20 protein-coding genes, 1 tRNA gene and 2 pseudogenes are annotated in these 25,614 nt (G+C 60.1%); 14 read left to right on the top strand and 9 right to left on the bottom strand.

Annotated elements, in window-relative coordinates; all coding sequences use genetic code 11:
- Positions 1-83: 83 nt before the first annotated feature.
- Positions 84-3,740 (bottom strand): ATP-binding protein, encoded by a 3,657-nt coding sequence (locus BLU35_RS01610; protein ID WP_093231974.1) that lies wholly within the window; start codon positions 3,738-3,740, stop codon positions 84-86.
- Positions 3,741-3,969: 229 nt separating this feature from the next.
- Here BLU35_RS01610 and BLU35_RS01615 point away from each other — a divergent pair, with 229 nt between their 5' ends.
- Both BLU35_RS01615 and BLU35_RS01620 read left to right on the top strand, forming a co-directional pair.
- Entirely contained in the window at positions 3,970-4,419 is a 450-nt protein-coding gene (locus BLU35_RS01615) for a phasin (protein WP_057250983.1), read from the top strand.
- A gap of 192 nt (positions 4,420-4,611) precedes the next feature.
- Positions 4,612-4,688, top strand: a tRNA-His gene (locus BLU35_RS01620).
- 65 nt (positions 4,689-4,753) lie between these two features.
- Here the strand turns inward: BLU35_RS01620 and BLU35_RS01625 are convergent.
- Positions 4,754-5,035, bottom strand: a complete 282-nt coding sequence (locus tag BLU35_RS01625; RefSeq protein ID WP_058325411.1) for a hypothetical protein — start codon at positions 5,033-5,035, stop codon at positions 4,754-4,756.
- Between the two features lie 255 nt (positions 5,036-5,290).
- On the opposite strand from BLU35_RS01625, the gene BLU35_RS01630 reads away from it, so the two are divergent.
- Positions 5,291-7,054: an adenylate/guanylate cyclase domain-containing protein gene (locus BLU35_RS01630; RefSeq protein WP_057250979.1), complete on the top strand. Its 1,764-nt coding sequence runs from the start codon at positions 5,291-5,293 to the stop codon at positions 7,052-7,054.
- Positions 7,055-7,324: 270 nt separating this feature from the next.
- Entirely contained in the window at positions 7,325-8,005 is a 681-nt protein-coding gene (locus BLU35_RS01635) for a peroxiredoxin-like family protein (RefSeq protein WP_093231975.1), read from the top strand.
- Positions 8,006-8,079: 74 nt separating this feature from the next.
- Here the strand turns inward: BLU35_RS01635 and BLU35_RS34825 are convergent.
- The 3 genes and pseudogenes from BLU35_RS34825 to BLU35_RS01650 all read right to left on the bottom strand — a co-directional run.
- A pseudogene (locus BLU35_RS34825) lies at positions 8,080-8,195 on the bottom strand (LysR family transcriptional regulator); the annotation flags it as partial.
- Positions 8,196-8,514: 319 nt separating this feature from the next.
- A complete protein-coding gene (locus BLU35_RS01640) occupies positions 8,515-8,757 on the bottom strand; it encodes a hypothetical protein (protein ID WP_093231976.1) in 243 nt (80 codons plus the stop codon).
- Between the two features lie 577 nt (positions 8,758-9,334).
- Entirely contained in the window at positions 9,335-9,643 is a 309-nt protein-coding gene (locus BLU35_RS01650) for a hypothetical protein (RefSeq protein WP_093232309.1), read from the bottom strand.
- A gap of 477 nt (positions 9,644-10,120) precedes the next feature.
- Between BLU35_RS01650 and BLU35_RS01655 the strand changes: the two genes are divergently transcribed.
- The 3 genes and pseudogenes from BLU35_RS01655 to BLU35_RS01665 all read left to right on the top strand — a co-directional run.
- Positions 10,121-10,462, top strand: coding sequence for a hypothetical protein (locus BLU35_RS01655; RefSeq protein ID WP_057251108.1), 342 nt, complete (start codon positions 10,121-10,123; stop codon positions 10,460-10,462).
- Positions 10,463-11,105: 643 nt separating this feature from the next.
- On the top strand, positions 11,106-11,393 hold the full coding sequence (locus BLU35_RS36820) for a hypothetical protein (RefSeq protein ID WP_502688125.1): 288 nt from the start codon (positions 11,106-11,108) through the stop codon (positions 11,391-11,393).
- Positions 11,394-12,858, top strand: a pseudogene (locus BLU35_RS01665) (sulfatase-like hydrolase/transferase); the annotation flags it as partial.
- A gap of 286 nt (positions 12,859-13,144) precedes the next feature.
- On the opposite strand, the gene BLU35_RS01670 reads toward BLU35_RS01665, so the two are convergent.
- The gene (locus BLU35_RS01670; RefSeq protein WP_058325415.1) at positions 13,145-14,026 is read right to left on the bottom strand and encodes a LysR family transcriptional regulator; all 882 of its coding nucleotides are present in this window, start codon (positions 14,024-14,026) and stop codon (positions 13,145-13,147) included.
- Between the two features lie 127 nt (positions 14,027-14,153).
- Here BLU35_RS01670 and BLU35_RS01675 point away from each other — a divergent pair, with 127 nt between their 5' ends.
- The 3 genes from BLU35_RS01675 (at position 14,154) to BLU35_RS01685 (ending at position 18,124) form a co-directional block, all read left to right on the top strand.
- Entirely contained in the window at positions 14,154-15,650 is a 1,497-nt protein-coding gene (locus BLU35_RS01675; RefSeq protein ID WP_093231978.1) for a CoA-acylating methylmalonate-semialdehyde dehydrogenase, read from the top strand.
- Positions 15,651-15,972: 322 nt separating this feature from the next.
- On the top strand, positions 15,973-17,079 hold the full coding sequence (locus tag BLU35_RS01680) for a YjgN family protein (RefSeq protein ID WP_093231979.1): 1,107 nt from the start codon (positions 15,973-15,975) through the stop codon (positions 17,077-17,079).
- Positions 17,069-18,124, top strand: coding sequence for a M48 family metallopeptidase (locus BLU35_RS01685; RefSeq protein ID WP_176907105.1), 1,056 nt, complete (start codon positions 17,069-17,071; stop codon positions 18,122-18,124). The genes BLU35_RS01680 and BLU35_RS01685 overlap by 11 nt, the downstream gene beginning before the upstream one ends.
- 105 nt (positions 18,125-18,229) lie before the next feature.
- Here the strand turns inward: BLU35_RS01685 and BLU35_RS01690 are convergent, their stop codons facing one another.
- A complete protein-coding gene (locus BLU35_RS01690) occupies positions 18,230-19,249 on the bottom strand; it encodes a Fe(3+) ABC transporter substrate-binding protein (protein ID WP_502688133.1) in 1,020 nt (339 codons plus the stop codon).
- 215 nt (positions 19,250-19,464) lie between these two features.
- Between BLU35_RS01690 and rirA the strand changes: the two genes are divergently transcribed.
- Complete coding sequence (gene rirA, locus BLU35_RS01695; protein ID WP_057251106.1) at positions 19,465-19,929, top strand: iron-responsive transcriptional regulator RirA; 465 nt, start codon at positions 19,465-19,467, stop codon at positions 19,927-19,929.
- 135 nt (positions 19,930-20,064) lie between these two features.
- On the opposite strand, the gene BLU35_RS01705 is transcribed toward rirA, so the two are convergent.
- Complete coding sequence (locus tag BLU35_RS01705) at positions 20,065-20,454, bottom strand: response regulator (RefSeq protein ID WP_176907107.1); 390 nt, start codon at positions 20,452-20,454, stop codon at positions 20,065-20,067.
- 73 nt (positions 20,455-20,527) lie between these two features.
- Complete coding sequence (locus BLU35_RS01710; protein WP_057250959.1) at positions 20,528-21,241, bottom strand: helix-turn-helix transcriptional regulator; 714 nt, start codon at positions 21,239-21,241, stop codon at positions 20,528-20,530.
- 649 nt (positions 21,242-21,890) lie between these two features.
- Between BLU35_RS01710 and BLU35_RS01715 the strand changes: the two genes are divergently transcribed.
- The 3 genes from BLU35_RS01715 (at position 21,891) to BLU35_RS01725 (ending at position 25,613) form a co-directional block, all read left to right on the top strand.
- Positions 21,891-23,486, top strand: a complete 1,596-nt coding sequence (locus BLU35_RS01715) for an ABC transporter substrate-binding protein (protein WP_057250957.1) — start codon at positions 21,891-21,893, stop codon at positions 23,484-23,486.
- Positions 23,487-23,689: 203 nt separating this feature from the next.
- Positions 23,690-24,694: an ABC transporter permease subunit gene (locus BLU35_RS01720; RefSeq protein ID WP_057250955.1), complete on the top strand. Its 1,005-nt coding sequence runs from the start codon at positions 23,690-23,692 to the stop codon at positions 24,692-24,694.
- Positions 24,695-24,704: 10 nt separating this feature from the next.
- Positions 24,705-25,613: an ABC transporter permease subunit gene (locus tag BLU35_RS01725; RefSeq protein ID WP_057250954.1), complete on the top strand. Its 909-nt coding sequence runs from the start codon at positions 24,705-24,707 to the stop codon at positions 25,611-25,613.
- Position 25,614 lies beyond the last annotated feature (1 nt).

The following is a 25,614-nucleotide window of genomic DNA, read 5'->3' on the forward strand; positions in this document are numbered from 1 at the left end:
TCCGAAGCGTGACGGCAGGAATAGCTAACCGGCGGCCAGCAAACTGGCCACCGTGAGTCAACATTTCCTTATAACATCCGGTCTCAGTTCGCCAAGACGCGTTGTGACGGGAAGGAGATTTCCACCAGCGTGCCTTCGTTCGGCGCGGAGGTGATCGAGAAGTGCGCCCGATTCGCTTCGGCCATGGCCTTCGTCAGCGGCAGGCCGAGCCCGGTGCCGTCGCCGCGCTTGCGTGCGCCGGTCGTCACCTGTCGGAATGGCTTCATCGCCTGGTCCAGCTCGTTGCGCGTCATGCCGACGCCGGTGTCGCGGATCCGCAGGATGACGCTGCCGTTCGCCTCGTAGGAGGTCGACACGACGATCTGACCGCCTGAGGGCGTGAAGCGGATGGCATTGGCCAGGATATTGAGCGCGATCTGCTTGATCGAACGGCCATCGGCGACGACGTTCGGCACGGCTGCCGAAAGCGAGGTGCGGATGATGACACGCTGGCTGTTGGCCTGCGGCTGGACGAGAGACACGGCCTCGGAAACCGCCTCGTTGATCTCGACGGCGCCGAAGTCGAGTTCCATCTCTCCGGCTTCGATCTTCGAGATATCCAGGAGATCATTGACGATATCGAGCACATGGCGGCCGGAGCGGCCGATATCGCCGGCATATTCGATATAGCGCGGGTGGCCGACCGGGCCGAAATGCTCACTCGCCATCATGTCGGAGAAGCCGATGATCGCGTTGAGCGGCGTGCGGATCTCGTGGCTGACGCGGGCTAGGAACTCGGTCTTGTGGGCGTTTGCCGTTTCTGCCGCGCGCTTGGCGTTCCGGAGCTCTTCTTCCGTCCGCTTCCACTGGGTGATGTCGCGGATCACGGCGCAGAAGCCGTTCGATGCCGAAAGCCTTCCGATGGTCATGAACAGAGGGATGAAGCCGCCATTGGCCTCCCGCCCGATCACCTCGCGGCCGTCGTTCAGCACGCTTGCGACGCCGTGGCCGGAAAGACCGTGCAGGTAGTCGATCACGGCCTTCTGGCTTTCATGGGCAAAGAGCGCCGCGAAGGGTTTGCCGCGGATCTCGCCCTCGTCATAGTTGAAGAGCGCGCTCGCCGAACGGTTCACCGAGCGGATATCGCCGTCATGGCCGAGAACGACCACGCCATCGGTGGCCGTTTCCAGAATGGATTTAAGCTCGTCGATTTCCGTCTTCAGGCGGTCGACCTGTTCGCTGCCTGCCACCGCCTCGTCACTCTTGGCCGGCTGGGCGCTCGGCGCGCTTGCCGGCGTCAGTGCCAGCATCAGCGCGCTGTTGCCGCCCCAGCAGATCGAGTGCAGACGCGCGATGACCGGCCGCAATTGGCCGTCCTTGCGGATCAGCGTCATCGTGCCGTCGGGTTCGCCGTCGATCGCCTCTTCGCCGTTGGCAAACAGCGCGTCTATGCCGCCTTCCTGTGCGAACGCGCCGAGATCGCTATAGGCCGTGAGCCGCAGGAACTCCGGATTGGCATGCAGCAATTGCTCGCCGCGATGGACGAGCATGCCGATCGGCAGGCTGTCGAGGATCTCGCCGCTAAGACCGATGTCGGCCGTTTGCTGCTGGACGTCGGTCTCGCTGGCGGCGTCGCGTGTCTCTGCGTCAAGCTCGGTTTCGCTTCCGCTTGCCGCGACAGGTGCTGCGTCCTCAATTTCCGGCTCGTCCGACGGGGGCTGCAGCGAAGCGGTGTCGTCGTTCTCACCCGCAAGGAGGGGCCCGTCTGTTGCCGCGCTGACTGTTTTGCCGCTTTCCGACGCGGCGTCTTCCTCTTCAGGCGGCTTGCCGAAATTCTCGCCCAGTTGCCGGGCGATCTCGCGAAAGGCCGCCTGTTCGCCGCGTGTCAGCCCGTTCGCCGCGCGGTGCTGCTCAAGCTCGACGACCTTGTCGGAGGTTCGCCGGCCTGGTGTCTCGACGACGCGCAGCACCGGGCGCTCGTCCTGGAAGGGATTCGAGGGGGGCGTGGGCTCTTCGACAAGGCTTTCCTCTTCAGGTGGAAGTTCCGTTGCTTCCGGCACGACCGAGAAAAGCGGCAGGTCTTCGGGTTCGGCAGCGCTGCCTTCGCCCGTGATAGTCTCTGTCGCAGGTTCAGGTGCGGGCGACGGTTGTTCTTCGGCCTGCGGTCCGGCCGCAACCCGGCCTTCGGCCTCAGCCTCGCCGGCTGGACTTTCGCTCTCGGCCCGTTCTGGCAGGGGCTCGTCCGTCTCCGCCTCGGTGAGGCCGAGCGCCAGGCCGTTGGCGTTCTTGTCCTCGACGGCATCGGCCAGGCGCACGATGCCGAAACCGCGGAAGCCGTCGAATTCGCGCGAGCGGGAATAGGTGGGTAAAGCCGCAAGATCGACCGGAACCTTGAGGCTCGTGCCTTGAATGGGCCAGAAAATCGTCTTGCCGGACCAGGTGTCGCGTCGCTGCAGCAGCGTGCCGATCTTGTGGTCGCGGTCGAGGTCGTAGCGTACCGCGACTTCGGTGAAGCTTGCGCCAATCACGTCGGCCGCGCGCGGGCCGACCGCGGTTGCGAATTCCTCGGAGATTTCGCTGAAGCGGCCCTCGGCATCGATTTTCCAGACGAAACGCACCGCACGACCGCCGGGCGTGAAGACGAACTCCGCCGGCTCCCCGGCAGCCTTGTCCACTTCGGTGATTTCGGCCGTTTCGTCTTCGGCTGCCTCGACGACAGCCGCTTCGGCAGCGATTTCAGTGGTCTCGACGCTCAGGTCCTCTGCGTCGGGTTCGTCCGCGGACGGTGCAATTGTCGTCTCGTCGGCGGTACTGGACGGCTCCGGCTCGATGACAGCGTCCGCCAGGACGCCCACTTCATCCGTGACCTCGACACCGTTGTCGATCTGCTGTTCGACGTCCGATGCGTCGGGTTCGTCAGCCGTTTCCAACGGCTCGAGCGGCGCCAGGCTTGCGGCCGGTTCGTCGCCCATTTCGTCGGTTGCCAATTCGGCGTCGGTCGCAATCTCGCTTTCGTCCGGACCCTGATCCTGGACGGGCGGCAACACCGGCGCTTGCTCGGCTGCAGGAGAGTGTTCCTCGGGGTCGAGAGTGCCGAGAATGGTCTCGACGGCAAAGAGCAGGTGCAGCGACGGATCGTCGGCGATCTTGCCGACGGCTGCCGGCAGATGGCCCTTGCGGGTGGCGACCGGCCGTTTGATCAGCCAGTCGTGGTCGCGCGAGACCGCGACGACGAGTTGCTTGCGCGTCTCGTCCGACATGCCGAGGTCGGGAAAACCCGAGGAATGCGCGACAACGGCGCCCTCGCTGTCGAGCACGGCCATGTGGGTGTCGGGGCCGTCCAGGCCGGCGATCATGCGTGCGGCCCGATCTTCGATCGAAAGCGGTGCGCCTGCATGCGGCGCGGTGAAGAGCACGGCATCCTCGTCCGGCCGAACGCGGATCATTTCGACGGCGACATTGAGCGGCGTGCCGCGAAAGCCTGAGTACTTGCGGATCGAAAGCTGGCGGCGATCGCCGACGCGCACGAGTTGCGCGGCTGCGGCGCGCAACTGGCGCAGCGAAAGATCGTTCTGTTCCGGTCCTGCATCGATGAAGTCATAGATCGATCCGGCACCGAAGAACGCGGCGCCCTGATCGTTTGCCCAGAGGATGCGTGCGAAGTCCCGCGAAAACAGGATCGCCGCATCGCCACGGGCGAAATGCTCTCGCACCCGCGCATGCACGGCGATGTCGATGAAAGGATACTGTCTCGCGGGCATGAACGGGCCTATTGACGGATCGCTTACGGGTTAACACTCTATTAATACCCGGCGGATCCGCGGGGGTCCAGCGAGGCCCGAAGCTTCGTCCCGGCTTTCACCGCGAAAGGTTAATGCCCGGGCTTTTGTGCGCTGCACAATTTTATTGCAATGCACAAGGAGATCGACTATATAGTGCGCATCAAGCAACGGCGCCTCAGAAGAGGGCCTGACACCAAGGAGCGCTTTCATGGCTACCAAGAAGACCGACGACGTATTTTCCCTTTCCTCGTTCGACCCGGCGAAGATCACCGACAGCTTCCGCGATTTCGCGGAAAAGGGTGCCGCCCAGTCGAAGGAAGCCTATGCCAAGATGAAGACCGCCGCCGAAGAGGCGACGAAGACCGTCGAAGCCACGCTTGAAAGCGCTCAGACCGGCACCGTCGAAATCGGCCTCAAGGCGATCGACGCGCTGCGCACCAATGCGGAAAACTCGCTCTCGCACATGGAAGCGCTGCTCGGCGTGAAGTCGCTCTCCGAGTTTGTCGAACTGCAGACGAGCTTTGTCCGCAAGCAGGCCGAGCTTGCCGTCGAGCAGGCCAAGTCGATGCAGGAAGCGACCAAGAAGGTTGCCGAGAACGTCGCAAAGCCGGGCAAGGAAGCTGCCGAAAAGGCAATGTCCTCCTTCAAGAAGGTCTAAGCCGACCGACTGTGCTGCCTGGCGGGGAGCGACAGACCTTGTCGCCACCGGATCTGCCGGGCGCGCCGAAATCCAAAAAGACCGGATGGGTTGCCATCCGGTCTTTTTGCAGGATAATCTCAAGTTAAGGCTTGCAAAGCGACGGAAGTCTCCGTATGTGAGCCGCCAAGCGACACACATGTCGCGAGCAGTGCGGTTGTAGCTCAGTTGGTTAGAGCGCAGGTTTGTGGCACCTGAGGTCGTAGGTTCGATTCCCACCAACCGTACCATTTCCTTCTTATCTCATTGATATTGAAGCGCTTGCGTAGCAGCCATCGCCGCAAACATCGCGCGCTCAGAACAGCTTGGCCATCGCTCTCAGCGCCACCACGTCATCGACGCCATTCTGGTAAAGCTCGAACAGCCGGACTGCCAGCTCCTTAGCCTCCGATGAGCGGCGCGGAAGATTTCTCTCTCGTATCGCATCCCTGAAGACGTCTTCGATCTTGATGAATTCACCCGGCAGGATTGGCCGGCCCGTAACAGCGACAAGCATCGTTCCATCCTCCTTCCTCAATTCCGTATGCGAACCGCTTCTGGGGCGGGCCGCCTGTTCATCGCGGTCGCCCTGAGCCATCGCACAGGGTTTTTCCGATGGAGCAGAAACGCAGGAAGACAACTCTCTGTTCCTGCCGCTGCGCTACCCAGATCGGGCTAATCGGCTGCATGGCTGCCGCCCGAGGTGGATGAGAGACGGTCCAGTTGGGCCAACTGCCTATGGCGGGTCTCAGGCGTGAACAGGCAAGCCGCAGACCGACCGCAGACTGAATAGACATTGGGGCCATCCGCCGGTAAAATTTTGAGAAAGGATTCTCGGAAGGCGCCGCAATCCATGGCCAACGAATCCATCAAGCGCAGACTCGCCGCCATCCTGGCTGCTGACGTCGTCGGCTACAGCCGGCTGATGGAGCGTGACGAGACGAGCACCTACACGCGGCTCATGGCGCGGTGGAAAGAGGTGCTGGAGCCGCTCGTCGCCACCCACCAGGGCCGGGTCTTCAAGACGACAGGGGACGGCGTGCTCGTCGAATTCTCCAGCGCCGTCAATGCCGTCGAATGCGCCGCAGCACTTCAGCGGGAAATGATGGCCGCAAACAGGGATGTCCCGGCGGATCAGGCGATCGTGCTTCGCGTCGGCGTCAATATGGGCGATATCATGGTCGCCGACAGCGATCTCTATGGTGATGGCGTGAATGTCGCGGCCCGGATCGAGGCGCTCGCCAGACCCGGCGGCGTCGCCATCTCGGATGGTGTTCATGAATATATGCACGGCCGCATCGACCTCCACTTCACCGACAGCGGTCACCACGAGGTCAAGAACATCGAACGCCCGGTGCACATCTGGAGCTGGTCGCCGGACGAGTACGCGGGCGCTTCTGTCGAGGTCGTCGCCGAAACTCCGCCGCAGCTACCGGCTCGGCCCTCGATCGCCGTGCTGCCGTTCGACAACATGTCCGGCGATCCGGAGCAGGGTTATTTCGCCGACGGCATCACCGAGGACATCATCACCGATCTCTCGAAGGTTTCCGGCCTCTTCGTCATCGCCCGCAATTCCTCCTTTGCCTACAAGGGCAAGTCGCCGGATATCCGCAAGGTGAGCCAGGAACTTGGTGTGCGCTATGTTCTTGAAGGCAGCGTGCGCCGCGCCGCCAACCGCATCCGCATCAACGCCCAGATGATCGACGGCACGACGGGCGGTCATCTCTGGGCCGAGCGCTACGACCGCGGCATCGAAGACATTTTCGAGGTTCAGGACGAAGTGACCCGCACCATCGTCACGGCGCTCAAGGTGAAGCTGACGGCCGGCGAGGAAGAGCGACGCGAAAGCCGCGGTAAGGTCGATCCGGAATCCTATGATCTGCTCGTCCGGTCCCGTCAGGCCATTCTGCGGTTCGATGCCGTGTCGTCAGCGGAGGCGCGCAGCATGCTCGAGCGCGCTATCGCCATCGATCCGGGTTTGGCAGCCGCCTACGCGTCCCTCTCGATCATCGCCTTGACCGATTTCATCAACCGATGGAACGGCGGGACGGTGGACAATCTGGAGCGTGCCTTGGAACTGGCGCAGAAGGCTGTTGATACCGACGACAACGAGCCGCATGGCTATCACGCGCTTTCAATCGCGCTCTGCTGGATGCGGCGTTTCGATGAGGCCGAAAGCGCCGCCCAACGGATGATCAAGCTCGATCCCAATTCCGCCGGTGGCCATACCGCCCTCGGCACGATCCGGGATTTTCAGAGCCAGTTCGAAGACGCGCTGCCGTTCTATACGCGGGCGCATCGGCTTGATCCGCAGTTCGACCTGTCGCTGCATTTCCTTGGGCGGACCTTGCTGAACCTCGGCCGTTTCGACGAGGCCGAGATCGCCTTCATGCGCCGGCTGGCGCTGGCGCCGCGATCCGACATGACGCGCTTCTATCTCGCCTGCCTCTACGGTCGCACCGGGCGTCACGAGGAGGCTCGGCGCTATTGGCACGAGGTGTTCGAGGTCAACCCGAATTTCTCCATCGACCACCTCAAACGGGCCTTGCCCTATCGGGACCCTGCCGTGCTCGGCCGCCTGGTGGATGGACTACGGGAAGCCGGCATTTCCCTTTAGATGCGACACCGGACAGCATGCGTTCTGAGACGCTCTGATCCATCGCTTCTGGACCATCGCTCATTAACGAGGGGAGGGGCGCGTGTCAGGAAGTCCATGCGGCCTTGCCGGGGTAGCGTCCCGTGGCACGATTCACCGTTTACTGCTTGCTCGCGAGCCAATGTGGGACCATTCTCAGGTTGATCCTGGCTATACGCTAAGACGAGAGGTCAGGCCGTGCGATGCTGTGCGGCCTCTTCTTTATTGGTCCTTCGGACGAGGAGGTTGACCATGTCTCCACAATATCAGGACCATCCGTTACGACTGGGCGACCAGGCTCCGAACTTTGTGCTGGATGCGATCTCACGCGAGGGCAAGATCGCCCTTGATGATTTTCGCGGCCGTCGCCCATTGTTGGTCGGGTTGTATCGGGGCCTGCTATGTCCCTTCTGCCGTCGCCATGTTGCGGCAATGGCACAGTTAAACCCGGCTTTGCGCGAAAAAGGCGTGGACTCTCTGGCGGTGGTGAACACCCCGGTCGAACGCGCGCGGCTCTATTTCCGCTATCATCCGATACCCGGCCTTCTTGCTGCATCCGACCCGGAGCGGGCGTCACACCGCGCCTTCGGCTTACCCCTCCTCGAGTTCACGGAGGATGAAACCGACTGGCCACACAAGGTCGGAATGGACCTGGTCAAGACGATGCGGGTCGATCGGCCGGGGGAATTGCCTGAACCGATGGACCCGGCGGCCGCCGGTGACCTTCTGAGCGAAAAGGATGGGTACGAAATCACAGACGCCGATCAGCAGGTGAGGACACCCGGTCATATGCAGCTTGTCGGCCATTTTCTGCTCGATCGAGAAGGTGTGGTGCGCTGGAGCTTTACAGAAGTTGAGGACCAGGGTCAAAATATGTGCCAGGCGCTCAATCCCAAGGAACTGATGGCGGCCGCTTCACAAGTCGCACATTGATAGCGAAAATTCGCTCGACGAGGCCGCCGGGTTGCCGACGCGCGATTGTGGCGGATTTCTCCGATTCAGGCGTGTCAGACGAAGATCTGATGTTCCGCCGTCACCAGTTCCTGCAGGAAAGCCACGACTGTGCGCACGCGCACGAACTCGCGGGCGCTTTCGTGATAGGAGGTCAGTAGGCGCGGCGGATGGGCGTCAGCCAAGCGGCGCGATGAGCGGTGGACCTTTTGTGACGAGCTTTCACCAGAAAATTCCATAGAATGTGATGTAGATTATGACCCCAAGGGAAATCGCAAGCGATGACCGGATCATGAAGTCAACGAATCTGAATTGATATCCGAAGCTTCCAATGTACGATCTCATGGTTTTCTTCATTTCTTATTTTGTTTGTGATCGACTATAGCCGTGCTCTGGCCATGTTCGGCAGTTTGTACTTCTCCTCCGAGGGGTGGGCCCAAGGTGTTATTTAATTAATTGGAAACAAGCGCCTTCCCGCGAAATAGGCGACATTATTCCGAGCTGCCGGGCTTACGTTTCTGTTTGCAATAGAATGCCCGTGCGGCTGTCAGCAGCGCCTCTTCTTCCAGTGGGTAGAGGCGGAACTCGGTCATGAGAAATTGCGCCAGCCGCTGAATTTGTTGGCCCTGCCGCGATATTCCGCACTCAGCACAAGCCGCGTCAAATACGCGCCGGAGCACGCCAATTTCGGTCTCACTCAATGCCGGGACGATATCATCGGAGTACCCCTGCATAGAGCCTCTCTTTCAATTGTTGAACATCTGCGGGTGCCCCGGGGCGCGTCGCGTTTAAACGGCCTCGTGCAACGCGCTTCGACGGTTTGATTTCACGCGTGTCGCTATCGCCAAACCGCTGCGCACTTTTTGCGCGACATGCTTTAGGGCGTGTTGAGAGTACGCAGAGCCCGCGCCGCATTCTTTTGGCTGAGCCCCGTCATCGTCCATGAACCGATCTTTGCCGGCACGCCCGTGAACACATGGTAGATCGTGTACGACCTGTCGCATTCGACGCGGCGTCCGTATTGATAGAGCCTCATGGATCTGTTGGGCGCCCCGCCTTCCGATTCCCATACACTAATGGCGAGTGCGTGTTCTTCGTCGCTATTTTTCATATCGCGTCCCTAACCTCGGTTTCGGTGTGTGTTCCAATGTTCAAAGCCGTCTGTCTCTCTGGATGGCTTCCTGAAGAAAATCGTCTGAACAGCACCGATGCATCCTTACTTCTGTGATGAGGGCGATAGGTTTCGGTCGCATAGGCCGACATCTTCGTTCGACTTTTGGGGCTAACTGACGAGCCAAGCGGCAAACGCCGTTACCCATCGAATTGCTGTCTCTCCGATTTGGGCGAGAGGGAGATTGCGTGCCTGTCGCGGTCCACTGCGATGAGGCCTTCAAGCTCCTCAGGATCGATGGCAACAAGTCGCATTTGGTATTCGTTCTCGACCGTCGCCGGCAGCTTGATGAGGGTCGCCACGCGGCGATAAGCCAGCCAGGAGATGCCTTCAATCAACTCCTCGTCCTCATCAACTTCGTAGTCGCCCGGGGCCACCATCTCGCAGAGGCCTGGCATCCAGAACGGTTCATCGAAATGGACGGTTCGGTATTTCGTACGGGTAAACATACTGCCCCCTTTCTTATGGCGAACGCCGTTCGCAAGGTTCAGCCAAATCGGGCTGGTCTGGCGCCAATGCAGCGCGAACAACTGCCGTCAAGGATCGATGATTGGTGAGTTTGGCGGGTCTGGAGCCTCTGACGAAGCAAAAAGCCAAGCTGGCCTAAGAACGACGTTTCATCTGTATCCGATGATTGAGGCTTTACCAAGATATTTTGGGAGTATTAGACGGACTCATGAAAAAAATCTGGAGAATTCGACGCCATTTGATATATATAAATCCAGAGAAAGATCAAGAATTATGTATTTCTATAAATATTATTATCAATAATTAAATATCGAATATTTCACATTAACATCGATTATTGGTTGTTTACATTGACGTTTTTAAAGCGCAAACTGGAAAATCTGGATTGCCATTGGCTCATGGTCCGAGCGCGGGCCTGTAACGATCCCGATAATCACCTGATTAGAGGGAGCAAAGTCATGACACTCGATCGAATTTTTGAATGGACAAGACCCTACGCCATTGGTTTAGGCATTGGGCTTTTCGCGGCGCCGATTGTCGGTTTCAATGCTGGATGGCTTACGACCACGACTGCCAGCACGCGGGCGGCGGAAACCGCTCAGGTGGATGCATTTGCGGGCATCTGTTCAAGCGCAGCAGGACGAATGGCTACTGCCAGAAGCACGGACCTCGCTGCAATCAAAGGCTTCGACAATCGTGCGAAACGCGATGAATTCGTAGCCGCAATTATGACCGATATCCAAGTTCCGGCAGGTCTCGTAGGCAAGGTCGGTACGAATTGCAGTCGCTCATTGTCCTGAGTTGCTGTGGACGCCGTGCACTGGCATCGCAACCAAAATGAAAATTAGGAGGTCGCCGTGAGGAACTTTACTCTCGCTCGATTCTATACGTACGATTTCACCCGACTGTTCGTCGCGCTTGGGTTTACGCTCGCGATAGCCGTGATTGTCTATTCCGCGCTGTTTGGAAGCATCTTTTAGTCGTGTGGATGGCACATGGGCCTTGGTTCCGTATGGAGCCCTGACAGGTCGCTCATGTGCTACGTACGGTTTGCCTGTCGCCGCGAGGACGCCATCCTCGAGCTAAGCTGGTGCGCGTCGAGGTCTCGGCGAGCGCTAGCTGTCAGCGCAGGTGCGTGCGGTCGGCGAGCAGCGTGCGAATGATCGCGTCAGCATCGCCTTGGAGTGTTCTCATCGGCGGGGCGGAGGGGGTGAGATTTTGCATGGTAGTTTGCACCGCAGATGATGCCGATGCAGCTGATAAGCGTTTGAAATCTAAAGAACATATCGCAGTGTCGTCCCCACGCAACGTTATGCGTTTCCCTCGGATTGTCCCACGTTGACACCCAGTCCGCAGGGCAGGCGAACCGGCTTCGTAACCGTTACAACCTTGCGTAATTTTAGCATTCTGTAATTCTCTTCATTTCACCGCAGGAGAAGCGACATGCTAAGACTTGGAACGCTCTTTCTTGCCACCTTGAGTTTGACGGCAGCTTCGAATTTCAATGCCAATGCGCAGGAAACCACGGGTAAATTGGGTTCGCCCAGCGCAACAACGACGATCGACGGTCGATATCTGCCGAACCCGCCGGCGGCGTTCGGTGGAGAAATCGGCCTCGACGCGAAAGCCTCAAAACCCTATTGGCCACCGCAGATCGTCCCCCGAAAGGGCGCCCCGAACATCCTTCTGATCATGACCGATGACGCTGGATACGGCGTTGCGGGCACTTAGAAAAAGCTCGGCGTCATTCCCGCCAACACGCAGCTAACCGAATGGCCAGAGAGCCTCCCGAAATGGGATTCTCTCGACGAAGAGAGCAAGAAGCTGTTCGCGCACCAGGCTGAGGTGTTTGCTGCCTACGTGGCCTACTCGGACCATGAGATCGGGCGGGTTATTCAGGCCGTCGATGATCTGGGTAAGCTCGACAACACCCTCGTCATCTACATTGAAGGTGACAACGGCACCAGCGCCGAAGGAAGCGTGCTCGGAACCCCGAACGAACTGATCACGATCGAAGGCATGCAGATGCCGGTCGCAGAGCAGATGGCGTTCTATGATAAATGGGGCTCCAACCAAACCTATCCGCATATGTCAGTTGCTAGTCATGGACGTTTGACACGCCGTTCAAGTGGACGAAGCAGGTTGCTTCGCACTTCGGCGGCACGCGTCAGGGCATGGCGATGTCCTGGCCCGCACGGATCAAGGAAGCCGGTGGAGTTCGCACTCAGTTCCACCACATGATCGATATCGTTCCTACGATCCTCGAAGCAACAGGCATAACCGCCCCAGTTATGGTCGATGGCGTTGCGCAGAAACCGATCGAAGGCGTGAGTATGGCCTATACATGGGACAATGCCCAAGCCTCATCTGCCCGCAAAACGCAATACTTTGAAATGTTCGGCAGTCGCGGCATCTACAGCGATGGCTGGTATGCCTGCACGACACCACCAGCAGCGCCGTGGTTGATGGGCACGACGGCGATGCCGGACGTCGTCGATGGCTATAAATGGGAACTGTACAACCTCACTGAGGACTATTCCCAGAACAACGACCTTGCTGCAAAAATGCCGGAAAAATTGCACCAGATGCAGGAACTGTTTCTGATGGAAGCGGCGAAGTACGACGTCTTCCCATTGGACAACTCGATCCTGGAACGCCTTGAGACGCCACGGCCGAGCGCCACCGCCGGACGGAAGGAGTTCAGCTACGCCGGCGTGATGCCAGGTATTCCGACAAGCAATGCACCCAACGTCATCAACAAATCCTACACGATCACCGCAGAGGTAACCGTTCCCGAAAACGGCGGCGAAGGTATGCTCGTCACCACAGGGGGCGCTTCGGTGGATACGGGTTCTATCTCCTCAAGAGCAAACCCGTATTTCTGTACAACTTCGTCAATATGGAGCGCTTCCGTTGGGAGGGGCAGGACACCCTTTCATCCGGCAAGCACATGCTGGTGTTCGATTTCAAATCTGACGGACCCGGCATGGGCAAGGGCGGCACTGGCGTCCTGAAGGTGGACGGCAAGGAGGTCGCGAACGCGAAAATACCACACACGATCCCGGCGCTCATGCCTTGGGATGAGACTTTCGATGTGGGCGTCGATACTCGCACAGGTGTAGATGAAACTGATTATCAGGTCCCGTTCGCCTTTAACGGTGAAATCGCAAAGCTTACCGTCAATCTGCAGCCGTAAACCTTAATTTGCGGGCTTTGGGGATTTGCGTCCCAGAGCCCGCAGTTTCAGACTTCAGAGTTTACGATGCGATGTGACGCATGGTGGGCCCGCAGGAATTCTGAAAAGCAAGCAAACTCAGGCACTTCGAAAAATGTGGGACAAAAAAACGGCTTCTGGCAACCGTACCATTCTCCTTATTTCTTCTCTTTCTCGTTTGAAGCGCCTCGGTGCGCCGCTCCCCGTTGATCGTGCTCGTGCGCCCCGCGGACGCGCCGTCTCTCGTGCATCCTGGCCCGGTCCGGTCTCAGACGAAGATCTGATGTTCCGCCGTTACCAATTCCTGCAGGAAGGTGACCACCGTGCGCACGCGCACGAGGTCCCGGGCGCTTTCGTGATAGGTGGTCCAATAGGCGCGGCGGATCGTCGTTTCCGGCAGGATGCGTTTGAGCTCCGGCGTGTGGCGGGCGATATAGTTGTGCAGGATGCCGATGCCGGCGCTGGAGCGCACGGCTTCCGTCTGGCCGGTGGCGCTGGAGATCTCGAACGAGGCGTCCCAGCTTCGCATGATCTCGGCGGAGAAATTCAGAGATGGCGTGAAGATCAGGTCCTCGACATAGCCGATGCGGCGATGTTCCCTCAGATCGTCGATCGTCTGCGGTGTGCCGTGTTTTTCGAGATAGTCCGATGAGGCATAGAGGCCGAGCGTGTAGTCGGTGAGTTTTGACGAGACGAGACGCCCCTGTTCCGGTCGCTCGATGGTAATTGCGATATCGGCCTCGCGCTGCGACAGCGAGAAGGAGCGTGGCACCGGCACCAGTTGCAGCTTCAGTTCCGGATAGCGGGCCGTCAGCCGCCCGAGGCGCGGCGCCAGGAACGAGACGCCGAAGCCGTCGGGCGCGCCGATGCGCACCGTGCCGGCGATCGCCGTGTCGATCCGGCCGATCTGCGATTGCGCCGCCAGCATCTCCGTCTCCATCCGCTCGGCTGCCGTCAGGAAGATTTCCCCTTCGGCGGTCAGCTCGCAACCGTTCGGACGGCGCACCAGAAGCCGCGTCTTCAAGGTCTCCTCAAGCGCCGTCACCCGGCGGCTGAGCGTGGCATGGTTGACGCCGAGCCGCTTCGATGCCGCCAGGATCTGCCCGGTGCGCGCCACGGCTAGAAACATTCTCACATCGTCCCAATTCATAGGCGGATACCTCGTCTCAACACCATGGACTTTAGTTTTTGCACAACGGTTGCTGAATATCGGAAATTGCTTTGTTGAAATCGTAGTGCGATCATGCCGCCACAATCAAGGTCTGGAGGAACCAACCATGTACGAACTCGGTCATTTCATCGATGGCAAGCGCGTCGCCGGCAAGAGCGGTCGCGTTGCCAACATCTTCAACCCGGCAACCGGCGAAGTGCAGGGCACGGTGGCGCTCGCAAGCGACGCGGAGCTTGCGGCAGCGGTCGAAAGCGCCAAGGCGGCGCAGCCGAAATGGGCGGCCACCAACCCGCAGCGCCGTGCCCGCGTCTTCATGAAGTTCGTCGAGCTCCTGAACACGCATATGAACGAACTCGCCGAGATCCTCTCGCGCGAACACGGCAAGACCGTTGAAGACGCCAAAGGTGACCTCGTCCGCGGCCTCGAAGTCTGCGAATTCGTCATCGGTATTCCGCATCTGCAGAAGAGCGAATTTACCGAAGGTGCAGGCCCCGGCATCGACATGTACTCGATCCGCCAGGCCGTCGGCATCGGCGCCGGCATCACGCCGTTCAACTTCCCGGCGATGATCCCGATGTGGATGTTCGCCCCGGCGATCGCCTGCGGCAACGCCTTCATCCTGAAGCCGTCCGAGCGTGACCCGTCCGTTCCGATGCGCCTCGCAGAACTGATGATTGAAGCCGGCCTGCCGGCAGGTGTCCTCAACGTCGTCAACGGCGACAAGGGCGCCGTCGACGCGATCCTGACCCATCCGGATATTGCCGCCGTTACCTTCGTCGGCTCGACCCCGATTGCCCGCTACGTCTATGGCACGGCAGCGATGAACGGTAAGCGCGCCCAGTGCTTCGGCGGCGCCAAGAACCACATGATCATCATGCCCGACGCCGATCTCGACCAGGCCGCCAATGCGCTGATGGGCGCCGGCTACGGCTCGGCCGGCGAGCGCTGCATGGCGATCTCGGTTGCCGTCCCGGTCGGTGAAGAAACCGCCAACCGCCTGATCCAGAAGCTGACCCCGATGGTCGAAAGCCTGCGCATCGGCCCCTACACCGACGAAAAGGCCGACATGGGCCCCGTTGTCACCAAGGAAGCCGAACAGCGCATCAGAAGCCTGATCGACAGCGGTGTCGAGCAGGGTGCTGAGCTCGTGGTCGACGGCCGCGACTTCAAGCTGCAGGGCTATGAAAACGGCCACTTCATCGGCGGCTGCCTGTTCGACCATGTCACCCCGGACATGGACATCTACAAGACGGAAATCTTCGGACCGGTTCTCTCGGTCGTTCGCGCCAAGAACTACGAGGAAGCCCTCGACCTGCCGATGAAGCACGAATATGGCAACGGCGTCGCGATCTACACCCGTGACGGCGATGCGGCCCGCGACTTCGCCTCGCGCATCAACATCGGCATGGTTGGCGTCAACGTCCCGATCCCGGTTCCGCTCGCCTACCACTCCTTTGGCGGCTGGAAGTCCTCGTCCTTCGGCGACCTGAACCAGCATGGCCCGGACTCGATCAAGTTCTGGACCCGCACGAAGACCATCACCGAGCGCTGGCCCTCGGGCATCAAGGATGGTGCCGAGTTCGTCATGCCGACGATGAAGTAACGACGGGACAAAGATCCTCCCGCCTCCAGGGCCTCCTTCGGGAGGCCCTTTTTTGTTGCGCGCCGGGGACCTCCCTCGGGAGCTCCTTTCCTGTTGCATGCCATGCTGCGCTGCAACTAATTTGATATCCCCGAGGCGCTGAAAATTGATTCGCGCCTCGGTCGAATATTGCAGGCATTTCGATCGTTCTTTTGCATGGAAGGCTCATCCGGGGGGGATAGCCACAGTTCGCTGGGTTCACAAATGACGTCATCCTGTCGCAACGCGGCGCCTGTCTGTTAGCGGGCGGCCGCAAGCTGATTTCATTGAGAGAGGTTTTATCATGGTCGTGGCCGAAACGGCGTCGATGCAAGGGACGTCGACGCAGAGGGTACCGGACAATTTCCACCGCCTGTCGTTCAGCGGTAGCGGAAAAGAGTATTTTGGCATCTGGATCGTCAACGTGCTGCTGACGATCATCACGCTCGGCATCTATTCCGCGTGGGCAAAAGTCCGCCGCAACCGCTATTTCTATGGCAATACTGTGCTGCTCGGGCGCGCCTTCGAATATCATGCGAAGGGCGAGCAGATCCTGATCGGCCGGGTGATCGTGTTCGCCTACCTGATTTTCTACAACGTCATGCTGACCTTCGTGCCGATCGCCGGCATCATCCTTGCGCTGCTGCTGGTGGTCTTCGTGCCGTGGCTGGTCGTCAGGGGCCTGCGTTTCAGCGCCCGCGTCACCAGCTATCGCAATGTGCGGTTCGATTTCGTCGGCGGCGTCGGCGGTGCGTTCCTCGCCTTTATCGTCGGTCCGGTCATCTCGGTTCTGACGCTCGGAATCCTGGTGCCGCTCGCCAGCCGCTGGTCCTACCGCTACATCGGCAGCAACCTGCGTTACGGACAAAGGGCATTTACGACCGATCCATCGGTCGGTGCGATCTACAAGTCCTGGTTCCTGTCGGCGGCCATCATCGTTGCTGGCCTGCTGATCATCGCCTTTATCGGTTTCCTCAACCTGGCCGTGATCATGACGCTGTTCGACGGTTCCTATGTGGCCACCCCGGAATTGCAGGTTTCGATGATTGCATTGTTCGTCATCGGCTACATCGCGTTCTTCTCGATCTTCGGGGTCGCGACGCTGTTCTATCGTGCTGGCGTTCGCAACGTCGCCTGGTCGGCAACGACCTTCGACGGCAAGCATCAGCTGACGAGCGATCTGTCGCGGGGCCGTTACGCCTGGATCACGATCACCAACGTGATCGTCACCCTCCTCACACTGGGCCTGATGCGTCCCTGGGCTGCGGTGCGCATGACGCGCTATGTCAATGAACATACGGGTGTACATTTCGAAGGTAATGTCGGCGAGATGTTCGACAAGATCGCCCAGGAAGGTTCGGCCGTTGGTTCGGAGTTCATGGATTTCGAAGGCTTCGACTTTGGCTTCTAGTGTCACAGAGATTGCGGTTGGCGAGTGGCATCCGGCCGGTTCCAGCCGGTCGGTGCCCTCGCGGCTGATCGAAGATGGCGGCGGCGTCAAGGCCTTGGGTGAGGACGGTGTCGAACTTGCAGGCGGCGTGCTTGCCGCCGTCGACATTTCCGCGCCTGTCGGCGCCATTCCGCGTCGTGTCGAGTTTCCCGACGGTTCGCTGTTCGAGACGACCGACAACGACGCCATGGATCGCTTCCTCAAACGGAAGGGAAAAACCAGTCTCGTCCACGAGTGGGAGCGTTTCCACCCGCGCCTGATCGCGGTCGTTTTGGCGACCGTGCTCTGCGGCGTGGCCATCTATCGTTATGCCGTGCCGGCGCTCGTCGAAGTCGCCGTGCTGGTGACGCCGCCGATCGTGCCGAAGATCATGTCGGCAAGCACCTTGGAAACAATGGATCGAACGCTGCTCGACACGTCGGCGCTTGCAGCTGAGCGGCAGAACAAGATCCGTGACGGGTTCAACGCGATCGCGCGCCAGTCCGATCGCGGCGAGGGCGGATATAGCCTCAACTTCCGCAAGGGTGGCACCATCGGCCCGAATGCCTTCGCGCTACCCGACGGCACGCTGATTGTCACCGATGAGCTGATCGAGCTTGCCGGCGACGATACCGAAATGATCGTCGGTGTGCTGGCGCACGAGATCGGTCACGTCGAGCTCGAGCATAGCCTGCGGCAGATCTACCGTGCCGCCGGCGTCGCCGGGCTGATCATGATGATCGGCGGCGACATGGGGTCCGGTGCTGAAGACATTCTGGTGCAGGGCGCTGGCCTCCTTACGCTCTCCTATTCGCGTAGCGCGGAAGGGGCGGCGGATCGGCATTCGGTGGAACTAATGCTGAAGGCCAAGCGTGACCCAACGGCGATCGCACGGTTCTTCGACCTGCTCGAAAAGGAGCTTGGCGACAGTTCCGATACCAGCATCTTGGCGACCCATCCCGGCACGCCGGAACGGCGCAAGGCGATCCTCGATTATGCCGGCGAACTGAGGGCGCAGGGTCAGTAGGCCTCTGCCCGTCGAGCCGCGTCGCCACATAAGGCGCGATGCTGTCATCAAAACGAAAACAGCGGGCACACGGCCCGCTGCCTCCAATTCATGCGATGGTTTTGATCAGTCCTGCGGACCGTCGTTGTAGCCGACCTTGTCGACCAGTTCCGATGCCTTCTTGCGGTTGGCGGCAATGTCGGCCAACGGCAGCTCGTCGGGCTTGATCGTGCCGAAGGACTTGACCACGTCGGAGGGCTCGGCACCCGGCAGCACCGGATATTCGTAGACCTGCTCGGCGTAGATCTTCTGGGCTTCGCCTTCCGACAGGAATTCCATCAGCTTCAGCGCGTTGTCCTTGTTCGGGGCGTTCTTGGCGAGTGCCATGCCCGAGATGTTGACGTGCGTGCCGCGGTCCTTGGCGTTCGGGAAGAGCACCTTGATGGCGGCAGCCCAATCCTTCTGTTCCGGCTCCTTCTCGTTGGTCAGCATCAGACCGACATAGTAGGTGTTGCCGAGTGCGAGGTCGCATTCGCCGGCGAGAATCGCTTTGGCCTGGTCGCGGTCGCCGCCGTCGGGCTTTTTGGCGAGATTGTTCTTGAGGCCCGTCAGCCACTTCTCGGTTTCGGCTTCGCCATGGTGGGCGATCATCGAGGCGAACAGGCCGATGTTGTAGGAGTGCTGGCCGTCGCGGGTGCAGACCTTGCCCTTCCACTTCGGATCGGCAAGTTCTTCATAGGTGATGTCGTCCTGGGCGACGCGGTCCTTGGAAGCGTAGACGACGCGGCCGCGCGTGGTGAGGCCGAACCAGTTGCCGTCAGGATCGCGGAAATGTGCCGGGATGTCCTTGCTGATCGTCTCGTTGACGACCGACTGGGTGACGCCTGCGTCCTTGGCTTCGGTCAGGCGGCTGATGTCGACCGTTAGGATCACGTCGGCCGGCGAATTGGCACCTTCGGCCTGGATGCGCTCGACCAGACCCTTGTCGAGGAAGAGCACGTTGGTGGTGATGCCGGTTTCCTTGGTGAAGGCGTCGAGCAGCGGCTTGATCAGATCGGGCTGCCGGTAAGAGTAGATATTGACCTCACCGTCGGCCCAGGCGGCGCTCGTCGTAAGCAGGGTTGCCGTCAGGGACAAAACGCCCATCGCTGCTCTTGAAACGGACATCGCTTCCTCCATTTTCTTGTTTGAGCTAAGTTAACAAAAATGCTCATCTTTCTTGACCTCAGCGCCCAGAACAGTCAATCGGGAAACGGTTAACACTCAACAAGAAGTGAATTTTCGAGCTTTTTGGAATTGTTCCAAACTACGATCCGTCCTATATGATGAACTCGTGAACCTCTCGAATGCCGGAGTGAATGATGCGTCTGACGAAACAAACGAACTACGCGGTTCGCATGTTGATGTACTGCGCCGCCAACGGAGAAAAGCTCAGCCGCATTCCCGAAATCGCCAGGGCCTATGGCGTTTCCGAGTTGTTTCTCTTCAAGATCCTGCAGCCGCTGACCAAGGCCGGCCTTGTCGAGACCGTCCGCGGCCGCAATGGCGGCGTGCGCCTGCCGAAGCCCGCATCGGCCATCACCCTGTTCGATGTCGTCAAGGTCACGGAAGACAGCTTCGCCATGGCGGAATGTTTCGAGGCGGGTGAGATCGACTGTCCGCTCGTCGATAGCTGCGGCCTCAATTCGGCACTGCGCAAGGCGCTCAACGCCTTCTTCGAGGTACTGCAGGGCTACACGATCGACGACCTCGTCAAGGCGCGTCCGCAGATCAACTTCCTGCTCGGCCTCGAAGAGACGAAGCGTCCGCAGACGACTGCTGCCTGACGATCCCTTGCCTCCTGCATGTCACCTTGAATCGACCTCGTTTTAAGGACAAAGACATGCAGCAAATCAAAGTGGTACAGCGACCTTTGCGCGTCTGATAGGACGCGCGGCGCTGTAGCGGAGCTTCGCTGGGTTTCACCCGTGCGGCAGATATTCCCGCAATATGAAATCGATCGCGGTCGGGTCGATTTCCGCCTTATCGATGCGGAAGTCGGCACCATACTCCTCCAGATTCTGAAAGTAGGGATCGGCGAGCGACGCCGAAATCACCCCGATCGGCCCGATGTAACCCTGGTGGCGAAGCGCCGGCACGGTCTCGCGGAAATCGAGCTGCGGCTGAAGTCGGTTGTCCAGAAGGATCATCGACACCGGCTTGCCCGAGCGCAGGAATTCCAGCGCGCCCTCCATCGTCTGGCAGTAATGCAGCTCGATCTCGATATTGCTCACCTTGCGGATCAAGGCGCGCAGAATCAGGTTTTCAGTCGGATCGTCGTCAACGAGCAGGATGTGAGCTTTTCGCGTCATGACCGATACCCTTGCTGATTTGCAGGCGTCCTGTTCGTTGGGCGTGGTGCAATGGGATACCACGCATCGGCTGTCACTGGATGATCTGTTCTCGGATCGCCTTCGCCACCATCTGGGTGCGGTTGACGACATCAAGCTTCTTCAGGATCGTTGCGGTGTGAGAATTCACGGTGTGCTCCGACACGGAAACGATGAGAGCGATCTCGCTTGCCGTCTTCCCGTGCGAGATCCACTTGAGGATTTCGGTTTCCCGCGGCGTCAGGCCCATGCCGGTCTTGTTGGCCAGCGCGATGCGATAGAAGTAGTCGAAGGCTGAGACCGCGTCATAGGCGACTTCGACATGCTCGGTGCGGCCGATGTCATCGCCATCACCGAGAAAGAGAACGGCGTAGCGCGCGCCGGTGGCAGCCGCATGCACGGGCACGCTGAGCAGCAGCTCGAAACCGAGCTGCACGAGCAAATTCTGGCTGGTGTCGCAGCCCGGGTCGTCCGTCCGCCAGACGGAGGAAATCGCCGACCGGTGCAGCGTCTTGTAGAAGAGGGAGTCACCGAAGCGGTGGCGCTTGTCGTATTCCTCGGCAAGCCCGGAGGGAAGATCATGCAGCACCAGGCGGGTGGACAGCATGCACGCGTCGTTCTCGTTGCCGAGCTGAAGAATGCCGAAATGGCTGAAGCCGAACCTGAGCGCCATCGTGTGGAAGATGCGGAAGAAGTCTACGCGGTTCAGCGCTTTCTCAAGTTCGTCGCGAAGATCGTATCGCCTGTGATTTTCCAGCAAAGCCGCCACGGAATGGCTATCCCCTTGTCGTCGCGCGGCAGTCTATCCGGCGCGCCGGAGCGATCAACCGGCAAAGATCGGCGCCGGCATTGCTGGCAGCAAGCATCATGCCCGTCGCTCGGCAAACCTGCCGAAAGACGGCAAACTGTAAAAGGCGGCTGCCGGTCCCTCCCAAGGACGTCTGGGCACGTCGATTGTCTCCCCCGAGTTTTGTATACATTCTATTGCACAATCCTGTTGGTGATTTCTACCATAGTATCTTGGGATTGACGGAAACCTGGCGGTACCGAATCTCACTCTCGTGAGGCGGATGATCGTGTATTCCGCAGGCCCGCCGTTCGCGCTAGAATAAAGGCGGGCATCCGGGGCGAGACTAGCCCCGGTGGAGGGACGAACAAGGCGCGATGTAAACCCTGCGGAAACAGCCGGGAAGCCTTGGTTCGAAGGTGTCGCGCTGCATTGATTCGTCAGTCGATTCTAAAACAGTGGACAGAGATCCCGGCTCTACCTGCGGGCGAATTTTTCGCATAGACAAATTTATGCGGCGACTTATTGCAATGCGACGCCAAATGTCGTTCCATCCGGCCTTGACCGGGGGGCAACGGCATTCCGCGTCAGGAAAACACGAGAACAAAAACAAATCTGGGAAGCAAAGCTCATGAAAAAGCTCACTACTCTGTTTGCAGCGACGGCGCTTGCCACGCTGATGGCCGGCTCTGCCTGGTCGAAGACGTTCGTCTATTGCTCGGAAGGTTCGCCTGAGGGTTTTGACCCGGGCCTGTATACCGCCGGCACGACGTTCGACGCGGCGGCACACACGGTCTACAACCGCCTGCTCGAGTTCAAGAAGGGCACGACCGAAGTCGAGCCGGGCCTTGCCGAGAGCTGGACGATTTCCGACGACGGTCTCGTATACACGTTCAAGCTGCGTCCGGGCGTCAAGTTCCAGACGACCGAGTTCTTCACGCCGACCCGCGAGCTGACCGCCGACGACGTGGTGTTCTCCTACGAGCGCCAGCTGAAGGCCGACAATCCGTGGAACAAGTACATCACCGGCGCTTCGTGGGAATACGCAGCCGGCATGGGCTTCCCGGAAGTCATCAAGTCGGTCGAAAAGGTTGACGACCTGACCGTCAAGTTCACCCTGACGCGCAAGGAAGCTCCGTTCCTCGCCAATATCGCGATGCCGTTCGCTTCGATCCTGTCGAAGGAATATGCCGACAAGCTGCAGGCTGACGGCAAGATGGAGCAGATGAACCAGATGCCGCTCGGCACCGGTCCGTTCGCTTTCGTCGCGTACCAGCAGGATGCTGTCATCCGCTACAAGGCGAACCCGGACTACTGGGGCGGCAAGCAGAAGATCGACGACCTCGTCTTCGCAATCACCACCGACGCTTCGGTTCGCTTCCAGAAGCTCCAGGCCGGCGAATGCCACCTGATGCCGTATCCGAACGCTGCCGACGTCGAAAAGATGAAGGCTGACCCGAACCTGAAGGTCATGGAACAGGCCGGCCTCAACGTCGCCTACCTCGCCTACAACACGACCCAGGCTCCGTTCGACAAGCCGGAAGTGCGCAAGGCGCTGAACAAGGCGATCAACAAGCAGGCAATCGTCGACGCCGTCTTCCAGGGCGCTGCCCAGCCGGCCGTCAACCCGATCCCGCCGACGATGTGGTCCTACAACGACAAGCTTGAAGACGACACCTACGAGCCGGAAGCAGCCAAGAAGATGCTCGAGGACGCAGGCGTCAAGGACCTGTCGATGAAGCTCTGGGCAATGCCGGTTTCGCGTCCGTACATGCTGAACGCTCGCCGCGCAGCTGAACTGATGCAGTCGGACTTCGCCAAGGTCGGCGTCAAGGTCGAGATCGTCTCTTACGAATGGGCCGAATACCTCGACAAGTCCAAGGCGAAGGATCGTGACGGTGCCGTCATCCTCGGCTGGACCGGCGACAACGGCGACCCGGACAACTTCCTCGACACGCTTCTCGGCTGCAATGCTGTCGGCGGCAACAACCGTGCGCAGTGGTGCAACCAGGAATTCGACACCCTCGTGAAGAAGGCGAAGGAAACCTCGGATATCGCCGAGCGCACCAAGCTCTACGAAGAGGCCCAGGCCGTCTTCAAGCGCGAGGCGCCGTGGGCGACGATCGACCACTCGCTCTCCGTCGTGCCGATGCGCAAGAATGTCGAGGGCTTCGTTCAGAGCCCGCTCGGCGATTTTGCCTTCGACGGCGTGGACATCACCGAGTAATTTAGTTAACTGATCCTTAAGGGGGCGTTTGCCAAGGGCAAGCGCCCCTCTTTGCATCCACTATAGCGACCCGAGTTCCTCCTGGAGCGCAAAAGGTCGCTGTGGCATTTCGACTTGCTGTATGCTTCGCCGTTAAGTGGGAAAGCATGCAGTGGTGCCAGCGGCGGGATACAATGCCGCGGCAACATGGCGCGGGGTTTAACATGTTCCGATTTCTCTTGGGGCGATTGGCTGTCCTGATACCGACCTTCGTCGGGGTCTCCATCATCGCCTTCTCCTTCATTCGCCTGCTTCCGGGCGATCCGGTGGCGCTGCTTTCGGGCGAGCGCGTCATGTCGCCGGAGCGGCATGCTGAAATTTCACATGCGCTCGGTTTCGACCGGCCGATCGTGGTTCAGTACCTCGACTATCTCTGGGGCGTGCTCCACGGGGATTTCGGTACTTCGATCGTGACCAAGAAGCCGGTCATCGACCAGTTCTTCGAGCTGTTCCCGGCCACCGTCGAGCTTTCGCTCTGCGCGATCCTGTTTGCGATCATCCTCGGCATTCCGGCCGGCGTGATTGCGGCGATCAAGCGCGGCTCGGCCATCGACCAGGCGATGATGGGCACCGCACTCGTCGGCTTCTCCATGCCGATCTTCTGGTGGGGCCTGCTGCTCATCATGCTGGTCTCCGGCATGCTGCAGTGGACGCCGGTCTCGGGCCGTATCTCGCTGATGTACTTCTTCCCGCCGGTTACCGGTTTCATGCTGATCGACTCGCTGTTGTCCGGCCAGGCCGGCGCCTTCAAGTCGGCGGTCAGCCACCTGATCCTGCCGACGATCGTGCTTGGCACCATTCCGCTTGCGGTCATCGCGCGCCAGACGCGCTCGGCGATGCTTGAAGTCCTCTCTGAAGATTACGTCCGCACGGCGCGCGCCAAGGGCCTTTCGACCTTCCGCGTCGTTGGCGTCCATGCGCTGCGCAACGCGTTGATCCCGGTGGTCACCACCATCGGTCTGCAGGTGGGCGTCATGCTCGCCGGCGCGATCCTGACGGAGACGATCTTCTCGTGGCCGGGTATCGGCAAGTGGATGGTGGATTCGGTGTCGCGTCGTGACTACGCCGTCATCCAGGGGGGCCTGCTGGTCATCGCTGCGGTGATCATGGTGGTCAATCTCATCGTCGACCTGCTCTACGGTCTGATCAATCCGCGTATCCGGCACTAAGGAGGGCGTCATGTCTCAAGCTGCTGCAACAAGCGCCGTTTCGACCGATCCGTCCCGCCGGGCGCGACTGGCCGAGTTCTGGTATTATTTCTCCGAGAACCGCGGCGCCGTCATCGGCCTCGTGTTCTTCCTGCTCCTCGTTCTGCTGGCGGTCTTTGCGCCGTGGATCGCGCCCCATGATCCGGTGGCGCAGTACCGTGATGCGGTTCTGGTTCCGCCGGTCTGGCAGGAGGGCGGCCGCGCCGGCTACCTGCTCGGTACCGACGCCGTCGGCCGCGACATGCTGTCCCGTCTGATCTACGGCACGCGCTTCTCGCTGTTCGTCGGCGTCATCGTGACGACGCTGTCGCTGGTTGGGGGCATCGCTCTCGGCGTCATCGCCGGCTACTTCCGCGGCTGGGTCGATACCGTCATCATGCGCGTGATGGACATCATCCTCGCCTTCCCGTCGCTGCTGCTCGCCCTCGTGCTTGTCGCGGTTCTCGGCCCGGGCCTCGTCAACGCCATGATCGCGATCGCGCTCGTCTTCCAGCCGCACTTCGTGCGCCTGACGCGCGCCGCCGTCATGAGCGAAAAGACCCGTGACTATGTGGTTGCCGCCAAGGTCGCCGGCGCCGGACATGGCCGCCTGATGTTCAAGACGATCCTGCCCAACTGCATGGCGCCGCTGATCGTCCAGGCGACGCTCTCCTTCTCGAGCGCCATTCTCGACGCTGCGGCCCTCGGCTTCCTCGGCATGGGCGCCCAGCCGCCGACACCGGAATGGGGCACGATGCTCGCCGAAGCCCGCGAGTTCATCAGCAGCCACTGGTGGGTGGTCACGCTTCCGGGTATCGCGATCCTGATTACGGTGCTGGCAATCAACCTGATGGGTGACGGCCTGCGCGATGCTCTCGATCCCAAGCTGAAGAGGTCCTGAT

It is taken from the genome of Sinorhizobium sp. NFACC03 (genome assembly GCF_900103435.1).
GTDB lineage: Bacteria > Pseudomonadota > Alphaproteobacteria > Rhizobiales > Rhizobiaceae > Ensifer.

Coding starts and splice junctions, on each gene's coding strand:
- BLU35_RS01630 (WP_057250979.1), top strand. CDS start 5,291: ATGGCCAACGAATCCATCAAGCGCAGACTCGCCGCCATCCTGGCTGCT.
- BLU35_RS01615 (WP_057250983.1), top strand. CDS start 3,970: ATGGCTACCAAGAAGACCGACGACGTATTTTCCCTTTCCTCGTTCGAC.
- BLU35_RS01610 (WP_093231974.1), bottom strand. CDS start 3,740: ATGCCCGCGAGACAGTATCCTTTCATCGACATCGCCGTGCATGCGCGG.
- BLU35_RS01670 (WP_058325415.1), bottom strand. CDS start 14,026: ATGAATTGGGACGATGTGAGAATGTTTCTAGCCGTGGCGCGCACCGGG.
- BLU35_RS01635 (WP_093231975.1), top strand. CDS start 7,325: ATGTCTCCACAATATCAGGACCATCCGTTACGACTGGGCGACCAGGCT.
- BLU35_RS01705 (WP_176907107.1), bottom strand. CDS start 20,454: ATGACGCGAAAAGCTCACATCCTGCTCGTTGACGACGATCCGACTGAA.
- BLU35_RS01715 (WP_057250957.1), top strand. CDS start 21,891: ATGAAAAAGCTCACTACTCTGTTTGCAGCGACGGCGCTTGCCACGCTG.
- BLU35_RS01675 (WP_093231978.1), top strand. CDS start 14,154: ATGTACGAACTCGGTCATTTCATCGATGGCAAGCGCGTCGCCGGCAAG.
- rirA (WP_057251106.1), top strand. CDS start 19,465: ATGCGTCTGACGAAACAAACGAACTACGCGGTTCGCATGTTGATGTAC.
- BLU35_RS01680 (WP_093231979.1), top strand. CDS start 15,973: ATGGTCGTGGCCGAAACGGCGTCGATGCAAGGGACGTCGACGCAGAGG.
- BLU35_RS01655 (WP_057251108.1), top strand. CDS start 10,121: ATGACACTCGATCGAATTTTTGAATGGACAAGACCCTACGCCATTGGT.
- BLU35_RS36820 (WP_502688125.1), top strand. CDS start 11,106: ATGCTAAGACTTGGAACGCTCTTTCTTGCCACCTTGAGTTTGACGGCA.
- BLU35_RS01725 (WP_057250954.1), top strand. CDS start 24,705: ATGTCTCAAGCTGCTGCAACAAGCGCCGTTTCGACCGATCCGTCCCGC.
- BLU35_RS01650 (WP_093232309.1), bottom strand. CDS start 9,643: ATGTTTACCCGTACGAAATACCGAACCGTCCATTTCGATGAACCGTTC.
- BLU35_RS01690 (WP_502688133.1), bottom strand. CDS start 19,249: ATGGGCGTTTTGTCCCTGACGGCAACCCTGCTTACGACGAGCGCCGCC.
- BLU35_RS01640 (WP_093231976.1), bottom strand. CDS start 8,757: ATGCAGGGGTACTCCGATGATATCGTCCCGGCATTGAGTGAGACCGAA.
- BLU35_RS01625 (WP_058325411.1), bottom strand. CDS start 5,035: ATGGCTCAGGGCGACCGCGATGAACAGGCGGCCCGCCCCAGAAGCGGT.
- BLU35_RS01720 (WP_057250955.1), top strand. CDS start 23,690: ATGTTCCGATTTCTCTTGGGGCGATTGGCTGTCCTGATACCGACCTTC.